The organism is Acinetobacter sp. A47 (genome assembly GCF_000805455.1).
Lineage (GTDB): Bacteria > Pseudomonadota > Gammaproteobacteria > Pseudomonadales > Moraxellaceae > Acinetobacter.
This window is the reverse complement of the sequence record NZ_JSUS01000039.1, coordinates 34,437-51,210: the sequence shown is the minus strand read 5'-3', so window position 1 is coordinate 51,210 and position 16,774 is coordinate 34,437. Positions and strand designations below refer to the sequence as shown.

Below are 16,774 nucleotides of genomic sequence, written 5' to 3'. Positions count from 1 at the left end.
AGGAGAAAGGTATGGTCACAGTACGTGAACAGTTACCTGGGCCACTCCAAGAGTTGTCCGAGGAAGCGACTGTAGAACATGCCGCTGAAGCGCAAAGTAGTCTAGTGTCTTGGCTAGACCGGGTGCGTGGTATTTTGGATGGGGCCGAGCTGGAACAACTACAACGAGTTGCAGAGCTTACCTTGGCAAAAGAGTTACAGGCAACGGCCAATCACCGGATCAATACCTTTAGTACCGGTATTGGAATGGCGGATATTTTAGCGCATTTACATGTCGATGAAGACACGCTTTCAGCGGCAGTGTTATATCGTAGTGTACGTGAAGGCCTCATTACTTTAGAGGATATTCAACAACAGTTTGGCGAGCAGGTGCTGATGCTGGTAAAAGGCACGCTTGCGATGGGTAAACTGTCAGAACTGATTGAAAAGAATAAACGTTTAGAAGATCACTTTAACAATAACCAGCGTGAACACCTGAACGGCATCTATAAGATGCTGATCTCTGTGACAGAAGATGTCCGGGTTGTGCTGATCAAACTGGCCGAGCGTACCTATGCCTTGCGTGAGTTGGCCACCGCCAGCAAAGAGCGTCAGGAACGGGTCGCTCGCGAGATTCTCACCATCTATTCACCACTGGCGCATCGTCTGGGGATCGCCCAGCTGAAATGGGAGCTGGAAGATCTCGCTTTCCGTTATCTGGCACCAGAGCGTTATAAAGAAATTGCCTCTCTGCTCAATGAGAAACGTCTGGAGCGAGAGCAATATATCCAGTTTGTGATTGACAAGCTGAAAAATGAACTGGCCGCTTATAATATTCAGGCTGAAATTTCGGGGCGCGTAAAGCACATTTATTCGATCTACCGGAAAATGAAAAGCAAGAACCTCAGTTTCGATCAGCTTTATGATATCCGTGCTGTACGTGTTCTGGTCAAGAGCGTTCCCGACTGCTATCACGCTCTGGGCATTGTGCACCAGATCTGGCGTCACATTCCGAACCAGTTTGATGACTATGTCACCAATCCTAAAGCCAACGGTTATCGCTCCTTGCACACGGCTGTGATTGCAGAGAATAAATCTCTGGAAGTCCAGATCCGTACCTTTGAAATGCACAACGAAGCCGAGCTTGGGGTGTGTTCACATTTTAACTATAAGGAAGGCGCCAAGAATACCGATCATTCTTTTAATGATCGCTTGCATTCATTACGTGCTGTGCTTGAGCATTATCAGGAACGTACTGAAACCACACCGCATACTGAAGATGAAGAGTCCAACAGCATTGATCAGATTCAGGATTTTGAAAATTTTGAAAAGATCTATGTATTTAGCCGTGATGGTGACATCAAGGAGTTACCGCGTGGCTCAACCGTGCTGGACTTTGCTTACCATGTTCACACCGAAGTGGGCAACAAATGCTATGCAGCGCGGGTGAACCAGCGTTATGTCCCGTTAACCTATATGTTAAAGACGGGCGAGCAGGTCGAGATTTTAACCAAGAAAGATCGTGAGCCTAACCGGGACTGGCTGGTAAACTCTCTGGGGTATATCAAGACCGCACGGGCACGTGACAAGTTACGTCACTGGTTTAGACAGCAAGACCGTAGCAAGAATGTCGAGGTAGGCCGTGAACTGCTCAACAAGGAGCTGGCACGTCTGGCGATCCACCCGAAAAGTATTGACCTGAAAGATTACTCCTCCCATTTCAACCTGAAATCGGGCGATGATATTCTGGTGGCACTGGTCAGCGGTGATGTCAGCCTGCATGCCTTGATGAATCAGGTTAATCGTCAGATGCATCTGGATCAGGATGAACCTGAACTGGTGCTAAAACCGGCTTTAAACCCTCGTGCCAGCCATACCCTGTCTGCACACGGTATCCTGATTGATGGTCTGGATAATGTTGAACTGCATATTGCGCAGTGTTGCCAGCCTGTCCATGGTGAATCGATCGGGGGATATATCACCTTGAATCGTGGGGTGAGTATTCATAAGGTTGCCTGTCCGGACTATCTGCGCATGACCACCCAAGAGCCTGAGCGGGCAGTTGAAGCCGATTGGGAAATGCAGCCGACGCGTGGTCAGAGTGTACAGATTGTGGTGGAAGCCTATGATCGTCGTGGTTTACTCAAAGATCTGACCCAGGTGATTTTCTCCGACCAGATCAATATCCGTCAGGTCAATACCATTTCTGAAGCAGATGGTATTGCCAATATGAAACTATTGATTGAAGTCAAAGGCCTGGCGCAGTTGTCACGTTTGCTGGCCCGTTTAGAGCAGCAACCGGGGATTATCAGCGCAAGACGTTTAGTCCAGGGCAGTTAATATATCTGTGTTGACCAATAAAACCTGCAAGCCTTGCAGGTTTTATTGTTTATGATTAATTCCCGGTTTTGGCCTTTAATCATAAAAGATCATTTAAACTAGATTTTGCACTTTTTGCTTTTTTGATAAACCGTCATGTTATCAATATTGGTTTGAGCCTTTGCTTTAATTGCCTGCTGTAATGTCAGGTTGCCAGCATCAGAGCTATCTTCTTCCCCTGCAATGTTTTGTGCAATTTGCCCGACCTTGGCTGCTTTTTCCGAATTACCTGCAAAAGCACTAATCGCCCCACTTGCAAGGCCTGCCCATTTGCTCACGGCTTTAGCTGGTGATTGTGCATTTGCATTGATGTTTGCAATATTCTTTTCTGCCTCAGCAAGTTCACGTTTGGCATTGGCCTGTTCAACAGAAAGATCAGCGCAGCTCATGGCTTTTAATTCAGTGGTTGAAAATGCCTTATTGGTGTTTTCGTTTGCAGCCCATGCTGAAAAAGACATGGTTGCAGCTAAAGTTAAAACTGATAATTTTTTCATTATTAATTCCCTCGAAAAGAAGGGTGGCATAATAATAAAAAAATATATTTATTTTTTTGACATAAAAAACCTTAATAATTAACAATCTAAGTGTTTTTAAAGGTTTTGCTGTTTTTGTTTTAAATCAATGTGAAGGATTTTATTGCTCACTTATAAAATGTTGAAGACTGATTTGTCTGGTTTAAAAGTCTCCCTTGATATTTTATAGCGTATCAAAGGCGTTAAAACTATTTTTTTCTTGATAATAATAGGTTGGTGATCCGGTTTAAAAACTGTGGGCTCAGGTTAGACAGTTGATACATTAATTTGGTTTTAATGCCCACAGGTGTATGGGTTGCAAGCAGGGCATGATCTTTCTGCCGGGCTAGATGCAGAACCTGTCTGGCAACATCGGCAGCGCTGAGGCTTACCCCGATATGCTGGATACTGCCTGCATCCATATTGTTCACCATACTGGTATGTACAAATAACGGCATCACATCCAGAACACGGATATTGTATTTTTGCCATTCGACATCCAGTGCTTCAGTTAAACCGCGCACAGCAAATTTGCTGGCCGAATAAGAAGCAAGATCTGCCTGTCCATAAATGGCCGAAGCAGAGGACAGGTTAATCACTCGGGCAAAGCTGGCCTGTTGCAGATGTGCCAAAGCAGCGTGGCAGCCATTCAGCAGGCCCTTGATATTGATGTCGATGGTGCGGTGATGCGCCAGAATATCCGTATTTTCAAAAGCGCCCGAATGCAGAATGCCGGCATTGTTAACCAGAATGTTCAGTTCACCTGCCCAATGTTGAAATTGTTGTAATGCAATTTGCCATTGTTGATAATGACTGACATCCAGATAACCTGCTTTTGCATGCTTTCCAAGTGTTGAAGCTAAAGCCTGCGCCTGTACTTCATTGATGTCATAGATTCCTACTTTATAACCTTGTTGATAAAAAAGACGGGCGATTTCAGCACCGATTCCCTGTGCGGCCCCACTAATAAAAACACTCTGTTGCATTGCTTTCCCTTGCTTTATATTGATATTTTTTGCCTACATGTATATTAGGCATAAGCATGTTCAGGCTGCAACTATCTGGCCGTATTCAGTATCGAGGTGATCATGGAAAAGTTATTGGCAATCATGCAAGAGTTAAGACAAAAATGTCCATGGGATCAACAACAAACGCCAGAGAGTTTGACGCGTTATGCCATTGAAGAAGCGTATGAGGTCGAGGCCGCCGTGCGTTCTGGTGATATTGATGAGATTCGCAATGAGCTCGGTGACCTGTTGCTGCAAGTAGTGTTTCAGTCACAAATGTTTGAAGAAAAAGGATTATTTAATTTTCAGGATGTGGTGAATGCGATAAGTGAAAAACTGGTGCGCCGCCATCCACATGTTTTTGAAGCAGAAAAATATCAGAACCTCACATCCGGGCAGGTAAGCGAACTGTGGAAACACATCAAACAACAGGAAAAACAGGGTAAAGTACAGTCGCGTCTGGATGAGGTTAAGCATGGCCCAGCCTTGATTCAGGCCCATGAAATTCAAAAAAAAGCGGCACAACTGGGTTTCGACTTCGAGACGGTCGGGGATGCCTGGGGCAAGCTGGATGAAGAGCTGGGCGAATTACACGCAGCCATTCAAAGCCAGAGTACCGGTGCCATGCAGGAAGAGTTTGGCGATTGCCTGTTTTCATTAATCAATGTCGGCAGAAAGCTGGGGCTGTCGAGTGAGGCTTCCCTGCTGGCCATGATTCATAAGTTTAGAAGTCGTTTTGCTTACATGGAACAACAGGCACAACAGCTCAATACAGACTTGCAGGACATGAGCCTGACCGAAATGGATCAGCTCTGGGAGCAAGCAAAACAACAATTAAAATCTCGGGAGAGGAGTCATGATTTCGCGGCAGGTGAGCAGCAAATATAAGCTTGTTTTCATCATTATCTTGTTGGGATGTGTCTCACATCTCAACGCCCAGTCCTTTGACCAGTCATATCAGCAGTGGAAAGCACAGCAGCAGGCTCGTGATCAGCAATTGGCAAGGCAGGCCAACAATAACTATTATTTATCCCGACCTGCTACCCGGCAAAATACCGGCCAGCATTCGTCCCCGCCCGCGATGCAAGGCGATAAAATCAGTTTAAATCAGGCAAATTTACAGCAATTACAGGGCTTAAATGGTGTAGGCGAGAAAAAAGCCCAGGCAATTATGGAATATCGTCAAAAAAATGGCGGTTTTAAAACCATTGACGAGTTGATGAATATCAAGGGCATCGGCCCAAAATTGCTTGAGAAAAATAAAGCAAGGCTGATGTTGTAGGCCTGAAATTGTCATGCCGGGAGGGTCTGGAGGGGCTGATCTGTTGAAACTTGCATCAGAATAAATTGCCCTTTGTGTGTGTTAGAGCTATGATTAGCGACAAATTGTTATTTACGTCCTGACGTAGGAGACAGTGTCTTTTGCAAACTTTGCGTGCGTCAAAATGTGGTCTGTCCACAACTCAACTTCCTTCCTCAATTCTAGATGTGATCGATAGCCTGACAAAAGCTGGCTACGAGGCATATATTGTGGGCGGAGGTGTTCGAGACATGATGTTAGGTCTTAATCCAAAGGATTTTGACGCGGTTACCAATGCTACACCAGCTCAGGTGAAAGAAGTGTTTGGTCGACGTTGCCGGATTATCGGACGGCGTTTTGAGCTGGCACATGTATATTCCGGTCGCGAACTGATTGAAGTTGCGACGTTCCGTGCTCCCCCGAAAAAAGCAGTCACCAGTGCCTCTGGCATGATCCTTCGTGATAATAACTGGGGAACAATCGAGCAAGACTTTGCCCGCCGGGACTTTTCCATCAATACCCTGTACTACCAGCCAAGAAAAGGCATCGTGCTTGATTTCTGCCATGCGGTAGATGACATTCAAACACGGACTTTACGTTTTTTAGGTGAGCCTGCACAGCGTTTTGAGGAAGATCCGGTGCGGATGTTGCGTGCTTTACGCTTTGCTGCAAAACTGAATTTCCAGATTGATCAATCCATTCTCGATGTGTTTAATGTGGAAATGACGCAGTTGTTGCGTGATGTTTCACCCCATCGTTTATATGATGAATCGCAAAAGCTGTTCACCATGGGACATCTCACACGCGTGTTGCCGATGCTGATCGAGTTTGGTGTCTGGAAACAGTTGTTTGCTGAAGTCCAGCCCAACATTACGGCATTTATTGACCGTGCTGCCCGCAATACCGATCAGCGTATCCAGATTGGTAAAACCATTAACCCGGCATTTTTCTATGCGGTGTTGTTATGGAAACCGTTTTTAGAGCGTTGTGACTTTTATTTGAATAAAGGTGTGATTCCGGCTGAAGCCCGTGCACAAGCCGGGCTGGATGTACTAAAACGTCAGGCCACGCGCACCATTATTCCGCGTTTTGCAGAAACCTTCATTCGTGAAGTCTGGGAAATGCAAACCCGTTTGCTCAATCCGAAACCCCAGCAGATTGAGGCGCTGGCCGGGCATGCCCGCTTCCGTGCCGGATTCGATTTCTTGCTGTTACGTGAAAAGTCCGGAGACAGCAGTACCGAGGGGATGGGAGCCTGGTGGGAAGCCTATCAGGAAATGACCACCGACCAGAAAGAAGCTGCAATCCGCCAGTACAACCGCCAACGTAGCAAGACACGCCGTAAAGCGGCTGATACCGAGGAAAGCAAGGCCACCGAGATTGAACCTTTGGTCAACGTGCCTGAGCCTAGAAGCCGTCGTGGCAAGAAAGAACGGGCAAGAGCAGATGATTCTGCCAGCCGTTTTATGGAAAAAGCGGCAACAGAGCCAGGGCAAATCAGTGCAGATCACCCGATTCTCAAACGCAAGCGGGTACAGCGTGATCTTAGCCAGGTGGTGTTTGGGCCGACACAATGAGCATACGTACTTATATCGGTTTAGGCAGTAACCTGGGCGATTCACGGCAGATCATGCGTGAAGCTGTTGCGAGGCTGGCAACCTTGGGGGCAGTACAGGTTTCACGGCTTTATCAAAGCCCGCCGATGGGTCCACAGGACCAGCCCAATTATTTAAATGCGGTTGTACAGCTGGATACGACCCTTGCTCCGCTTGACTTGCTGGATCAATTGCAACAATTCGAGCAAGCGGCAGGACGTGTGCGCTTACGCCGCTGGGGCGAACGTACCCTTGATCTGGATTTACTGATCTATGGTCAGGAGCAGATTCACAATGAACGTTTGACCGTGCCTCATGTGGGCATTCTGGAACGTGATTTTGTGGTTATTCCCTTATTAGACCTAGATGCTCATTTACAATTAAATGGTCATTCTTTAAAAGATTTAGAACTGGTACAGCAAGCAAACTTGACTGTAATAGCAGACCAGTCTTGGGCAACAGCCTAAGGCTGTTTCGTTCTGGAAACGCCTGTAGAGGACATCATCATGATTAGTCTTAGTGACTTAAGAAAATTTAAAGCCGAGGGACGCAAGTTCTCATGTCTTACTTGTTACGATGCAAGTATGGCTAAAGCTATGGAATTGGCTGAAATTGATACGATTTTAATCGGTGATTCTCTGGGAATGGCGATTCAAGGTAGAGATTCTACGCTTCCTGTCACAGTTGAAGATATGGCCTATCATACGGCAGCTGTACGTCGTGGTAATTCACATGCCCTGATCATGACCGACTTGCCGTTTATGAGTTATGCCACTGTTGAAGACGGACTGAAAAATGCCAGAACCGTCATGCAGGTTGGTGCACAAATGGTCAAGATCGAAGGTGGCGCCTGGCTTAGTGAACTGGTCAGTGTGTTGACACGGAACGGTGTTCCCGTATGTGTCCATTTAGGCTTAACCCCGCAATCGGTTCATGTCTTTGGCGGCTATAAGCTGCAGGCCAGAACACGCGAAGCTGCCGACCAGCTGATTGCAGATTGCCGTGCTGTTGTTGAGGCCGGAGCAGCAGTACTCTTGCTGGAATGCGTACCAGCCCAGCTGGGTAAGGAAATTGCGGAGCTGTTCCCGAACACGCCGGTTATCGGTATCGGGGCAGGCAATGAAACCGATGGGCAGGTGCTGGTGGTACAAGACATGCTGGGTTTAACTTTTGGCCGCGTTGCTCGATTTGTGCGTAACTTTATGAAAGAACAGGCGGGCGAAACAGCAATTGTAGATGCGTTTAAATCTTATCATGCTGCCGTGCAGGACCAGTCTTTCCCGGCCAAAGAACATACTTTTCAGGTTGAGCTGTAATTCATGAAAACTGAAACAACGATACAAGGCTTAACAGCGTCACTTTCACCGGCACGCAGTTCTAAAAAACTGATCGGCTTTGTCCCGACCATGGGCAACCTGCATGAAGGTCATTTGACCTTGGTGCGTGAAGCCAAAAAACTGTGCGATGTGGTGGTGGTCAGCATTTTTGTGAATCCGATTCAGTTCGGTGCGGGGGAGGACTTTGACAGTTATCCCCGTACTCTGGAGCAAGATAGCCGCTTATTGGCAGATGTCGGCTGTGATATTATTTTTGCGCCGACGGTTGAGCAAATGTATGGTACCCAGCCGCGCCTGACCAATATCAGTGTGGGCCAGATTACCGATGACCTGTGTGGCAAGTCACGCCCAGGACATTTTGATGGTGTGGCTGTGGTCGTGACCAAGCTGTTTAACATTGTTCAGCCAGATTTTGCTTTCTTTGGGCAAAAGGATTACCAGCAACTGGCGGTGATTCGTCAGCTGGTGCAAGACCTGAACATGCCGCTTGAAGTGATTGGTGTGCCGATCGTGCGTGCCGAGGACGGCCTGGCGTTAAGTTCGCGTAATGGCTACTTAACGGCAGAACAGCGTGCCATCGCACCAACCATTTATCAGCTGCTTAAACAAGCTGAACAACAATTGCATGAAGGTCAGGCACTTACGCAAGTGTTAGCAAATATCTCGACCCAATTGACACAGGCCGGTTTTGTTGTGGATTATGTGGAAGCACGTCAGACCAACTTGCAGCCGATTGCACAATTTGATCAGGATATTGTCCTATTTGTTGCGGCAAAACTCGGTACAACCCGTTTGATTGATAATTTACAAATTGACTTTAAAACATAAAAAATGAAGGGCAAAATGCCATGAAGCGTATACTTATCGTGACAGGACAATCCGGCTCAGGCAAATCATCTGCATTACAAGTGCTTGAAGACTTGGGCTATTATTGTATAGATAACTTACCTTTGGCATTATTGCCCGAAATTGTGGCTAAACTGGACCATGAAAATAATCTTGAACAGTTGGCACTGGGTGTCGATATCCGCAGTACCCGTGCCGATATGCAAGAGTTCGATCATGTGTTTCAGCAATTACAACGCCATGGTTCGGTGGATATCATTTATCTGACCACGCAAGATCAGGACCTGATTGCACGCTTTAGTGCATCACGCCGACCACATCCGTTGGCCAGCCGTTTCAATAGCCTGTTGCAATGTATACAGGAAGAAAAACAGCTGCTCATCCCGATCCAGTTCCGTTCCACGGTACATATTGATACCACCGATAAAAGTGTTCATGATTTAAAACATATCCTATTGTCTAAACTGGGACAGTCGGATAACTTAATTGTAATTTTACAGTCTTTTGGTTATAAGCACGGTATTCCGCTCGATGCAGATTATGTATTTGATGTACGCCATCTGCCCAATCCGCACTGGGATCTGGAGTTACGCCGTTTTTCAGGTTTAGATGAACCTGTGCGCCGCTTTTTGGAAGGCAGTCAGCAAACTAATGAAATGTTTGAGGATATTTATGCTTTTCTGGATAAGTGGTTACCTGCTTTTGCCGAAGGGCATCGCCATTACATGACCATTTCGGTGGGATGTACCGGCGGGCAGCATCGTTCGGTTTATATCGTGGATAGACTCAAACAGGCCCTTGAGGCGAAATGGGCTGTCCAAATCTTACATAGAGAAATGAAGCACTGGTCATGATAGACACAACAATTGATGTAATTAATAAACTCGGCTTACACGCTCGCGCCTCTGGTAAACTGATTGAAGTGACGACGAAATTCCGTTCTTCTATCCAGATTGGTAAGGGTGACAAGCTGGTTGATGCAAAAAATATTATGTCATTGTTGATGTTAGGTGCTGGTAAGGGCACTACATTAAGACTGGTCATAGAGGGTGCCGATGAAGACAAGGCACTGGAAGAAATTCAAACGCTGTTCGCAGCAAAATTTTACGAGGCAGAGTAATAGTGGCACGTGGTCCCCAACGTTATACCGATGAAGATTTTGAGTCATTAGAAGGGCGTGCGAGCCGGACTGAACAGAAAAAAGCAGTACAGCGCATGGCTGCTTTGGGTGAGCAGCTGGCTCAGCTGAGTCCAAAGCAGATTCAAAAGCTTCCTGTCGATGAGCGTTTAATTGATGCTTTGCTCGAAGTACAGCGGATCAGTTCATTTGAAGCGCGTCGCCGCCAGTTTCAGCGTGTTGGCAAGTTATTGCGTAACGAAGACGAGAGCACGATCTTGTCTTATCTGACACCACAACAAGGCGCCAAAAAACAGATGCAGCTGATGCGCTGGGTAGATCGTATGATCGAACAGGGTGACCCGGTGATTAACGAATTTAGCAAGGTATTTAATGCTTCTGAACGTCATACCTTGCGTCAGCATGTCTTACGTATTCATCGAGACATCAAGCAGCAAGCCAGTGAAGAAGAGCTGGAAGCCTCTAAACGTAAATTCGTGAATTATGTTCAACAGGTCGCCCTGTTATCTGATCAGGGTTAAACGTTCATCTCAAAAGAAGTTTCAAAGGAAACTTCTTTTTTTATTTAGGCTCAATGACCAAACTCGCCATTGGCCCTTTGTCTGGCCCATTCCCTTAAGATAAATTTCTGCAATTTTCCGGTCGAGGTTTTTGGAATGTCGGTGATGATCACATCCTTCGGGACTTTAAAGCGAGCCAGTTGCTGCTGACAATGCGCAATGATCTCTTCAGGTGATGCTGTGGTACCCTGTTTGAGTTCAATAAAGGCGCATGGGACTTCCTGCCAGCGTTGATCCGGTTTTGCGACCACAGCAGCAGTCAATACAGCAGGGTGGCGGTAGAGCACATCTTCCACTTCCAGCGATGAAATATTTTCGCCTCCTGAAATAATAATATCCTTGGATCGGTCGGTAATCTTGGCATAACCATCGGGATGGCTGACCGCCAGATCGCCTGTATGGAACCAGCCGCCTTGAAAGGCTTCTTGTGTGGCGTCGGGATTTTTTAAATAGCCTTTCATGACAATGTTGCCACGGAACATGATTTCGCCCATGGTTTGTCCATCATTGGGAACCGGTTGCATGGTGTCTGGGTCGAGTACCCGCATACTGTCCTGTAAAGGGTAGGGTACGCCTTGACGTGAATGCAATTGTGCCTGTTCCTGAATGGATAAATCATTCCAGCCTGCCTGTGAGGCACATAAGGCCGAAGGACCATAAGTTTCAGTCAGACCATAAACATGATTGACATTGATGCCCAGATGATGCATCCCTTCAATAATTGCCACGGGCGGAGCAGCACCCGCAACCATCACTTCGACATGATGGTCAAATGAAGTTCGCTGCTCTAAGGGAGCATTAATCAGCATGGACAGTACAATTGGTGCACCGCAGAAGTAATCAACTTTATATTGCGCAATATATTTAAAAACCAGTTTGGGGTCGACACGACGCAGGCAGATATTGGTACCGCCACTGGCGGCAATGGACCATGCAAAACACCAGCCATTGCAATGGAACAGCGGCAGGGTCCACAAATAGACTGCACGCGGTTTCATGCCGCAGGCCAGAATGTTGCTGGCTGCATTCAGGTAAGCACCACGGTGATGGTAGACCACGCCTTTGGGATTGCCTGTGGTGCCTGAGGTATAGTTGAGGCTGATGGCATCCCATTCATCTTGCGGGAGTAGCCATTCAAATTCAGGATTTCCTTGAGCAAGCCATGCTTCATATTCATATTGTCCGATGGCAATCTGTTCGCCTTCAAACTCGGCATCAAATACATCAATCACCACGATCTCTTGTGGTACCAGTTGTAATGCTTCTGCTGCGACCTGACGAAACTCAGGATCAACCAGCAGTACTTTGGATTCGGCGTGCTCCAGCATAAAGGCGATGGTTTTGGCATCCAGACGGGTATTTAAGGTATTGAGTACCGCACCCGTCATTGGCACGGCAAAATGTGCTTCGATCATGGCCGGAATATTGGGGAGCAATACGGACACGGTGTCGTTTTTTTGAATCCCCAGCTTGGTCAGTTGATGCGCAAATTGACGGCAGCGCTGATAGGTCTGTTGCCAGCTGATTTGACGATCACCATGGATGATCGCAGCCTGATGCGGGTAAATGTAGGCTGCACGCTCTAAATAACGTAACGGCGACAGGGCCACAAAATTGGCGGCAGTTCTGGGTAATTCATCGTATGCACTGACCATGTGTTTTGCTCCATTTTATGTTGTTCTCATTAATGACTAAGCTAGTCTGTCACCGAGTCTAAATCATTTAGGCTTTAGTCGGAGGTGAATCGCAAGAGATATCGGGTTTTTCTGGTTCAGAGGTTTCATCCACAGCTAAACCCGTGTAAAATCTTGGATACTTTTTTATCCGCCGTTTTTTATCTTTTGAGGCTGCGCCTCAATACATAATCTCGCGGTGATATGCTCCTTCGTATAGGGCATCACTCCTTAAGGATTTTTTATATGCCAATCATTACTTTACCAAATGGTGATCAGAAACAGTTTGATCAGCCAATTTCCGTGATGGAACTTGCCCAAAGCATTGGTCCGGGTCTTGCCAAAAATACAGTGGCTGGCCGCATCAATGATCGCTTGGTGGATGCTTGTGATTTAATCACAGAAGATGCGACAGTTCAGATTATTACCCCTAAAGATGAAGAAGGTTTAGAAATCATTCGTCACTCTTGTGCGCACTTGGTCGGACATGCGGTTAAGCAGTTGTTCCCGGAAGCGAAAATGGTGATCGGTCCTGTGATCGAAGAAGGTTTCTACTACGACATCTGGATGCCTCGTCCGTTTACGCTGGATGATATGGCAGCAATCGAAGAGCGCATGAAAAAGCTCATCGATCAGGATTATGACGTCATTAAAAAAATGACACCACGTGAAGATGTGATTGCAGAATTCACAGCGCGTGGCGAAGAATACAAGTTACGCCTGATTGCAGACATGCCGAACGAAACTCAAATGGGCTTGTACTACCATCAGGATTATCTGGACATGTGCCGTGGTCCGCATGTACCGAATACTAAATTCTTAAAATCGTTCAAGCTTACTAAAATCTCTGGTGCCTACTGGCGTGGTGATGCCAAGAATGAACAGTTACAACGTATTTACGGTACAGCCTGGGCTGACAAAAAACAGTTAGCGGCGTATATCAAACGTATTGAAGAAGCTGAAAAGCGTGATCACCGTAAAATTGGTAAGGCGCTAGATCTGTTCCATATGCAAGAAGAAGCACCGGGCATGGTGTTCTGGCATCCGAACGGCTGGACCATTTACCAGGTGCTTGAACAATACATGCGTAAGGTTCAGCAAGAAAATGGTTATCAGGAAATCAAGACTCCGCAAATCGTAGACTTCACGCTCTGGGAGAAGTCTGGTCATGCGGCAAACTATGCTGAAAACATGTTTACGACCCATTCTGAAAGCCGTAACTATGCCGTGAAGCCGATGAACTGCCCATGTCACGTACAGGTGTTTAACCAGGGGTTAAAATCTTACCGTGACTTGCCGATCCGTTTGGCCGAGTTTGGTTCTTGTCACCGTAATGAGCCATCGGGTTCTTTACACGGTATTATGCGTGTTCGTGGCTTTACCCAGGATGATGCCCATATTTTCTGTACCAAAGAACAGATTGGTAAAGAAGTTGCCGACTTCATCAAGCTGACTTTAGACGTTTATAAAGACTTCGGTTTTGAAGACGTACAGATGAAGCTGTCTACGCGTCCAGAAAAGCGTGTAGGGGATGATGCACTTTGGGATCTGGCAGAAAAATCTTTGGCCGATGCGCTTGACGATGCCGGTTTGGCATGGGACTTGCAACCGGGTGAAGGTGCCTTCTATGGTCCGAAAATTGAATTCTCGCTAAAAGACTGCTTAGGCCGTATCTGGCAGTGTGGTACCATTCAGTGTGACTTCAACCTGCCAATCCGTTTAGATGCGTCTTATGTCACAGAAGACAACGAACGTGACCAGCCTGTGATGCTTCATCGTGCAATTCTTGGCAGTTTTGAGCGATTTATTGGTATACTAATTGAACACTATGCGGGGTTCATGCCACCTTGGCTTGCGCCAGTTCAAGCTTGTGTCATGAACATTACAGACTCACAAGCGGAAGCAAGTGAACAAGTGGTCGCAAAACTCAAAGAAAATGGCCTTCGTGCTATTTCAGACTTGAGAAATGAAAAAATCGGATTTAAGATTCGTGAGCGTACCCTAGAGCGTATTCCTTACCTTCTAGTACTGGGTGACCGGGAAGTTGAAGAAGGTACCGTTAATGTGCGTACCCGCTCAGGAAAAAATTTAGGTACTATGTCAGTAGATGCATTTATTGACTTAGTGAAATCTGCCGTTGCCGAACGTGGCCGGTACATTGTGGAGTAATAAAGATTAAACAGCCTGACCGTAACCAACAACAAGGTGCTAAAAGTAACCGTCCTGCAATCAACGAAGAGATCCGTGCTAAAGAAGTACGCCTCGTCGCTGCAGATGGGGAGCAAAAAGGTGTTGTTTCATTAAATGAAGCATTGCGTGCTGCAGAAGAAGCCAATCTTGACCTTGTTGAGATTGTTGCTAATGCAGAACCGCCTGTTTGTAAAATCATGGACTACAACAAGCACTTATTTGACTTGAAACAAAAGCAAAAAGATGCGAAGAAAAAACAGCATCAAGTGCAAGTGAAAGAAATCAAGTTACGTCCTGCGACGGATGTAGGTGATTACCAGGTAAAATTGCGTGCAATTTTACGTTTCCTTGAAGAAGGAAACAAAGTGAAAATTACCTTGCGTTTCCGTGGTCGTGAGATGGCACATCAACAGCTTGGTTTAGCTCAATTACAAAAAATTGAAGCTGACGTTGCCGAGTTTGGTGTTGTTGAACAAGCGCCGAAGATGGAAGGCCGTCAGATGGGCATGTTACTTGGTCCGAAAAAGAAAAAGTAATTTTTTCTTGAAAAAAAGCACCGCAACAGGCGGTGCTTTTTTTATTTCTTTATAAGCCCGAAAACAATATGTCCTTCATCACATGTCCATAAAAGAAAACAGGATATGATAAGATTGCTTGATAATTACACGATTTAAAAACTGGAAAAATTCATGTCTATAATTAAAGGTACACAGGAACTCTCTGAAATTAATCAAAAAGTGGTGCAGGAGGGCGAGCTTCTACCGCAAGTTAAACTCAAAGATGGCAGTCGTGTACAAACCGGTACCGTTGCGACCATGCTGCACAATATTAATCTCTACAATGCCGGTGTGCGTGGTGCCGTTGAAGAAGAGCTGGCTCTAGCTGTTCCGACCCTGTTTAAGGTGGGCATGTTTGATTTGTTCTCTGTTGAAGAGTGGATCAATGGTGATAATGCCGGACGCAGGTTTGTGGGTGAGAAAGCCTGGGAATTCCAGCAAAAGCAAAAATAATTTTCCCGAGATCGGGATTAAAAACACGGCCTATTGTAGCTTTTCGTGCCTATTTGCTGATCAAGAGAAGTGAACTGTGCTATAACGCAACACAGTCAAGAAAATGATGAACAGGATAGTATAATGATTGACTTATATTACTGGGGTACACCCAATGGACATAAAATAACAATTGCTTTAGAGGAAATGCAGCTTGAATATCAGATTTTCCCGATTAATATTCTGGAAAATGATCAGTTTCAACCTGATTTTCTGAGAATCTCCCCAAACAATAAAATTCCTGCAATTGTTGATCAGAATGGACCACGCGGTGAGCCGATTTCCGTATTTGAATCTGGGGCAATCTTGCAATATCTAGGCCGGAAAACGGGTTTGTTCTATCCAACCGATGAGCAGGAACGGGTTGAGGTGGAACAATGGTTAATGTGGCAAATGGGTGGCTTTGGTCCGATGCTTGGTCAAAACCATCATTTCAATAAGTTTGCACCTGAACGTATTCCCTATGCGATCGAACGTTATATCAACGAAACCAAACGTCTTTACAATGTCCTGAACAAGCAGCTGATTGGCCAGAAATTTGTAGCAGGTGAATATTCCATTGCCGATATGGCGATCTTGCCTTGGGCATTGCGTTATGAATGGCAGGGCATTCAGCTTGAAGATTATCCTTATGTGAAAGATTATATTGAACGTCTAACAGCCCGTCCTGCAATACAAAAAGCCTTGTCCATCAAGGTGGTATAGACGGGTGACAGCAACACAGCGCTACTGGAAGCATTGGCGGATTGCGATGGGATTGCTGTTGCTGACGGCAATCCTGTGTGCCCAACTGCAAAAACTCTTTTTAGCGCCTCATCTGGCGGTGCTAATGTTTGTTTTCATAACTGTTCTGGGGCTGTTATTTTCTACACTGTTTGCCTGGTTACAGCTAGAGTCCCAAAACACCTATGCGAGCAGCTGGTGTTTTGCCGGCTTTTTAGCGCTATCACTGGGGTTAGGCAGTTATCTTGATCATCAGGTGTATATGGATCTGGTTGCAGCCCCAGATACAACACTACAGCTGAGTCTGTATCAGAAGATCGTAAGTTCTGATCTTAGCTTTTGGTTCCTGTTTGTTTTTCCCTTTCTTTTTTCGGTCTTGAGTTTTTCTCTGCGGACTAAAGCTCGACCATAAGCTGTTATCTGGTGTGCAGCTCTGTTTTATTGTTGTGTAATTTTCAGCTTTTTTGCATCGAACAGGCTAGGATAG

The 16,774-nt window shown here is 46.0% G+C and carries 18 protein-coding genes; 15 read left to right on the top strand and 3 right to left on the bottom strand.

Going from position 1 to position 16,774, the window contains the following annotated elements:
* Nucleotides 1-11 precede the first annotated feature (11 nt).
* Nucleotides 12-2,318, top strand: coding sequence for a RelA/SpoT family protein (locus OC23_RS09920; RefSeq protein WP_038344515.1), 2,307 nt, complete (start codon nucleotides 12-14; stop codon nucleotides 2,316-2,318).
* A gap of 98 nt (nucleotides 2,319-2,416) precedes the next feature.
* Here the strand turns inward: OC23_RS09920 and OC23_RS09915 are convergent, their stop codons facing one another.
* A complete protein-coding gene (locus OC23_RS09915; RefSeq protein WP_038344514.1) occupies nucleotides 2,417-2,851 on the bottom strand; it encodes a hypothetical protein in 435 nt (144 codons plus the stop codon).
* Nucleotides 2,852-3,078: 227 nt separating this feature from the next.
* A complete protein-coding gene (locus tag OC23_RS09910) occupies nucleotides 3,079-3,855 on the bottom strand; it encodes an SDR family oxidoreductase (RefSeq protein ID WP_038344513.1) in 777 nt (258 codons plus the stop codon).
* 102 nt (nucleotides 3,856-3,957) lie between these two features.
* Between OC23_RS09910 and mazG the strand changes: the two genes are divergently transcribed.
* The 9 genes from mazG to yjgA all read left to right on the top strand — a co-directional run bounded on the left by mazG (nucleotide 3,958) and on the right by yjgA (nucleotide 10,613).
* The gene (mazG, locus tag OC23_RS09905; protein ID WP_038344512.1) at nucleotides 3,958-4,764 is read left to right on the top strand and encodes a nucleoside triphosphate pyrophosphohydrolase; all 807 of its coding nucleotides are present in this window, start codon (nucleotides 3,958-3,960) and stop codon (nucleotides 4,762-4,764) included.
* Nucleotides 4,733-5,158, top strand: a complete 426-nt coding sequence (locus OC23_RS09900) for a ComEA family DNA-binding protein (protein WP_038344510.1) — start codon at nucleotides 4,733-4,735, stop codon at nucleotides 5,156-5,158. Before mazG ends, OC23_RS09900 begins: the two co-directional genes overlap by 32 nt.
* 140 nt (nucleotides 5,159-5,298) lie before the next feature.
* Nucleotides 5,299-6,753, top strand: a complete 1,455-nt coding sequence (pcnB, locus tag OC23_RS09895) for a polynucleotide adenylyltransferase PcnB (RefSeq protein WP_038344508.1) — start codon at nucleotides 5,299-5,301, stop codon at nucleotides 6,751-6,753.
* Nucleotides 6,750-7,238, top strand: a complete 489-nt coding sequence (folK, locus tag OC23_RS09890) for a 2-amino-4-hydroxy-6-hydroxymethyldihydropteridine diphosphokinase (protein ID WP_038344505.1) — start codon at nucleotides 6,750-6,752, stop codon at nucleotides 7,236-7,238. The genes pcnB and folK overlap by 4 nt, the downstream gene beginning before the upstream one ends.
* A 39-nt stretch (nucleotides 7,239-7,277) precedes the next feature.
* Nucleotides 7,278-8,087 (top strand): 3-methyl-2-oxobutanoate hydroxymethyltransferase, encoded by an 810-nt coding sequence (panB, locus tag OC23_RS09885; protein WP_038344502.1) that lies wholly within the window; start codon nucleotides 7,278-7,280, stop codon nucleotides 8,085-8,087.
* 3 nt (nucleotides 8,088-8,090) lie between these two features.
* On the top strand, nucleotides 8,091-8,936 hold the full coding sequence (gene panC, locus OC23_RS09880) for a pantoate--beta-alanine ligase (protein ID WP_038344500.1): 846 nt from the start codon (nucleotides 8,091-8,093) through the stop codon (nucleotides 8,934-8,936).
* 20 nt (nucleotides 8,937-8,956) lie between these two features.
* Complete coding sequence (rapZ, locus tag OC23_RS09875) at nucleotides 8,957-9,808, top strand: RNase adapter RapZ (RefSeq protein ID WP_038344494.1); 852 nt, start codon at nucleotides 8,957-8,959, stop codon at nucleotides 9,806-9,808.
* Nucleotides 9,805-10,074, top strand: coding sequence for an HPr family phosphocarrier protein (locus tag OC23_RS09870; RefSeq protein ID WP_004804467.1), 270 nt, complete (start codon nucleotides 9,805-9,807; stop codon nucleotides 10,072-10,074). The genes rapZ and OC23_RS09870 overlap by 4 nt, the downstream gene beginning before the upstream one ends.
* A gap of 2 nt (nucleotides 10,075-10,076) precedes the next feature.
* Nucleotides 10,077-10,613, top strand: a complete 537-nt coding sequence (yjgA, locus tag OC23_RS09865; RefSeq protein ID WP_038344492.1) for a ribosome biogenesis factor YjgA — start codon at nucleotides 10,077-10,079, stop codon at nucleotides 10,611-10,613.
* 50 nt (nucleotides 10,614-10,663) lie between these two features.
* Here the strand turns inward: yjgA and OC23_RS09860 are convergent, their stop codons facing one another.
* Nucleotides 10,664-12,307, bottom strand: coding sequence for an acyl-CoA synthetase (locus OC23_RS09860; RefSeq protein ID WP_038344490.1), 1,644 nt, complete (start codon nucleotides 12,305-12,307; stop codon nucleotides 10,664-10,666).
* 264 nt (nucleotides 12,308-12,571) lie between these two features.
* Between OC23_RS09860 and thrS the strand changes: the two genes are divergently transcribed.
* The 5 genes from thrS (at nucleotide 12,572) to OC23_RS09835 (ending at nucleotide 16,699) form a co-directional block, all read left to right on the top strand.
* Nucleotides 12,572-14,494 carry a threonine--tRNA ligase gene (gene thrS, locus OC23_RS09855; protein ID WP_038344488.1) on the top strand — a complete coding sequence of 641 codons (1,923 nt, stop codon included), beginning with the start codon at nucleotides 12,572-12,574 and terminating at the stop codon, nucleotides 14,492-14,494.
* A gap of 5 nt (nucleotides 14,495-14,499) precedes the next feature.
* A complete protein-coding gene (gene infC / locus OC23_RS09850; RefSeq protein WP_081407322.1) occupies nucleotides 14,500-15,051 on the top strand; it encodes a translation initiation factor IF-3 in 552 nt (183 codons plus the stop codon).
* Between the two features lie 153 nt (nucleotides 15,052-15,204).
* The gene (locus OC23_RS09845) at nucleotides 15,205-15,525 is read left to right on the top strand and encodes a hypothetical protein (protein WP_038344484.1); all 321 of its coding nucleotides are present in this window, start codon (nucleotides 15,205-15,207) and stop codon (nucleotides 15,523-15,525) included.
* 123 nt (nucleotides 15,526-15,648) lie between these two features.
* Nucleotides 15,649-16,269 carry a glutathione S-transferase N-terminal domain-containing protein gene (locus OC23_RS09840; RefSeq protein ID WP_038344482.1) on the top strand — a complete coding sequence of 207 codons (621 nt, stop codon included), beginning with the start codon at nucleotides 15,649-15,651 and terminating at the stop codon, nucleotides 16,267-16,269.
* A 46-nt stretch (nucleotides 16,270-16,315) separates the two neighbouring features.
* Nucleotides 16,316-16,699, top strand: a complete 384-nt coding sequence (locus tag OC23_RS09835) for a hypothetical protein (RefSeq protein WP_052209158.1) — start codon at nucleotides 16,316-16,318, stop codon at nucleotides 16,697-16,699.
* The last annotated feature ends 75 nt before the right edge of the window (nucleotides 16,700-16,774 follow it).

Excerpts from the sequence above, each read along its gene's own strand:
- OC23_RS09920 (WP_038344515.1), top strand. The coding sequence starts at position 12 with ATGGTCACAGTACGTGAACAGTTACCTGGGCCACTCCAAGAGTTGTCC.
- OC23_RS09915 (WP_038344514.1), bottom strand. The coding sequence starts at position 2,851 with ATGAAAAAATTATCAGTTTTAACTTTAGCTGCAACCATGTCTTTTTCA.
- OC23_RS09910 (WP_038344513.1), bottom strand. The coding sequence starts at position 3,855 with ATGCAACAGAGTGTTTTTATTAGTGGGGCCGCACAGGGAATCGGTGCT.
- mazG (WP_038344512.1), top strand. The coding sequence starts at position 3,958 with ATGGAAAAGTTATTGGCAATCATGCAAGAGTTAAGACAAAAATGTCCA.
- OC23_RS09900 (WP_038344510.1), top strand. The coding sequence starts at position 4,733 with ATGATTTCGCGGCAGGTGAGCAGCAAATATAAGCTTGTTTTCATCATT.
- folK (WP_038344505.1), top strand. The coding sequence starts at position 6,750 with ATGAGCATACGTACTTATATCGGTTTAGGCAGTAACCTGGGCGATTCA.
- panB (WP_038344502.1), top strand. The coding sequence starts at position 7,278 with ATGATTAGTCTTAGTGACTTAAGAAAATTTAAAGCCGAGGGACGCAAG.
- panC (WP_038344500.1), top strand. The coding sequence starts at position 8,091 with ATGAAAACTGAAACAACGATACAAGGCTTAACAGCGTCACTTTCACCG.
- rapZ (WP_038344494.1), top strand. The coding sequence starts at position 8,957 with ATGAAGCGTATACTTATCGTGACAGGACAATCCGGCTCAGGCAAATCA.
- OC23_RS09870 (WP_004804467.1), top strand. The coding sequence starts at position 9,805 with ATGATAGACACAACAATTGATGTAATTAATAAACTCGGCTTACACGCT.
- OC23_RS09860 (WP_038344490.1), bottom strand. The coding sequence starts at position 12,307 with ATGGTCAGTGCATACGATGAATTACCCAGAACTGCCGCCAATTTTGTG.
- thrS (WP_038344488.1), top strand. The coding sequence starts at position 12,572 with ATGCCAATCATTACTTTACCAAATGGTGATCAGAAACAGTTTGATCAG.
- OC23_RS09845 (WP_038344484.1), top strand. The coding sequence starts at position 15,205 with ATGTCTATAATTAAAGGTACACAGGAACTCTCTGAAATTAATCAAAAA.
- OC23_RS09840 (WP_038344482.1), top strand. The coding sequence starts at position 15,649 with ATGATTGACTTATATTACTGGGGTACACCCAATGGACATAAAATAACA.
- OC23_RS09835 (WP_052209158.1), top strand. The coding sequence starts at position 16,316 with ATGGGATTGCTGTTGCTGACGGCAATCCTGTGTGCCCAACTGCAAAAA.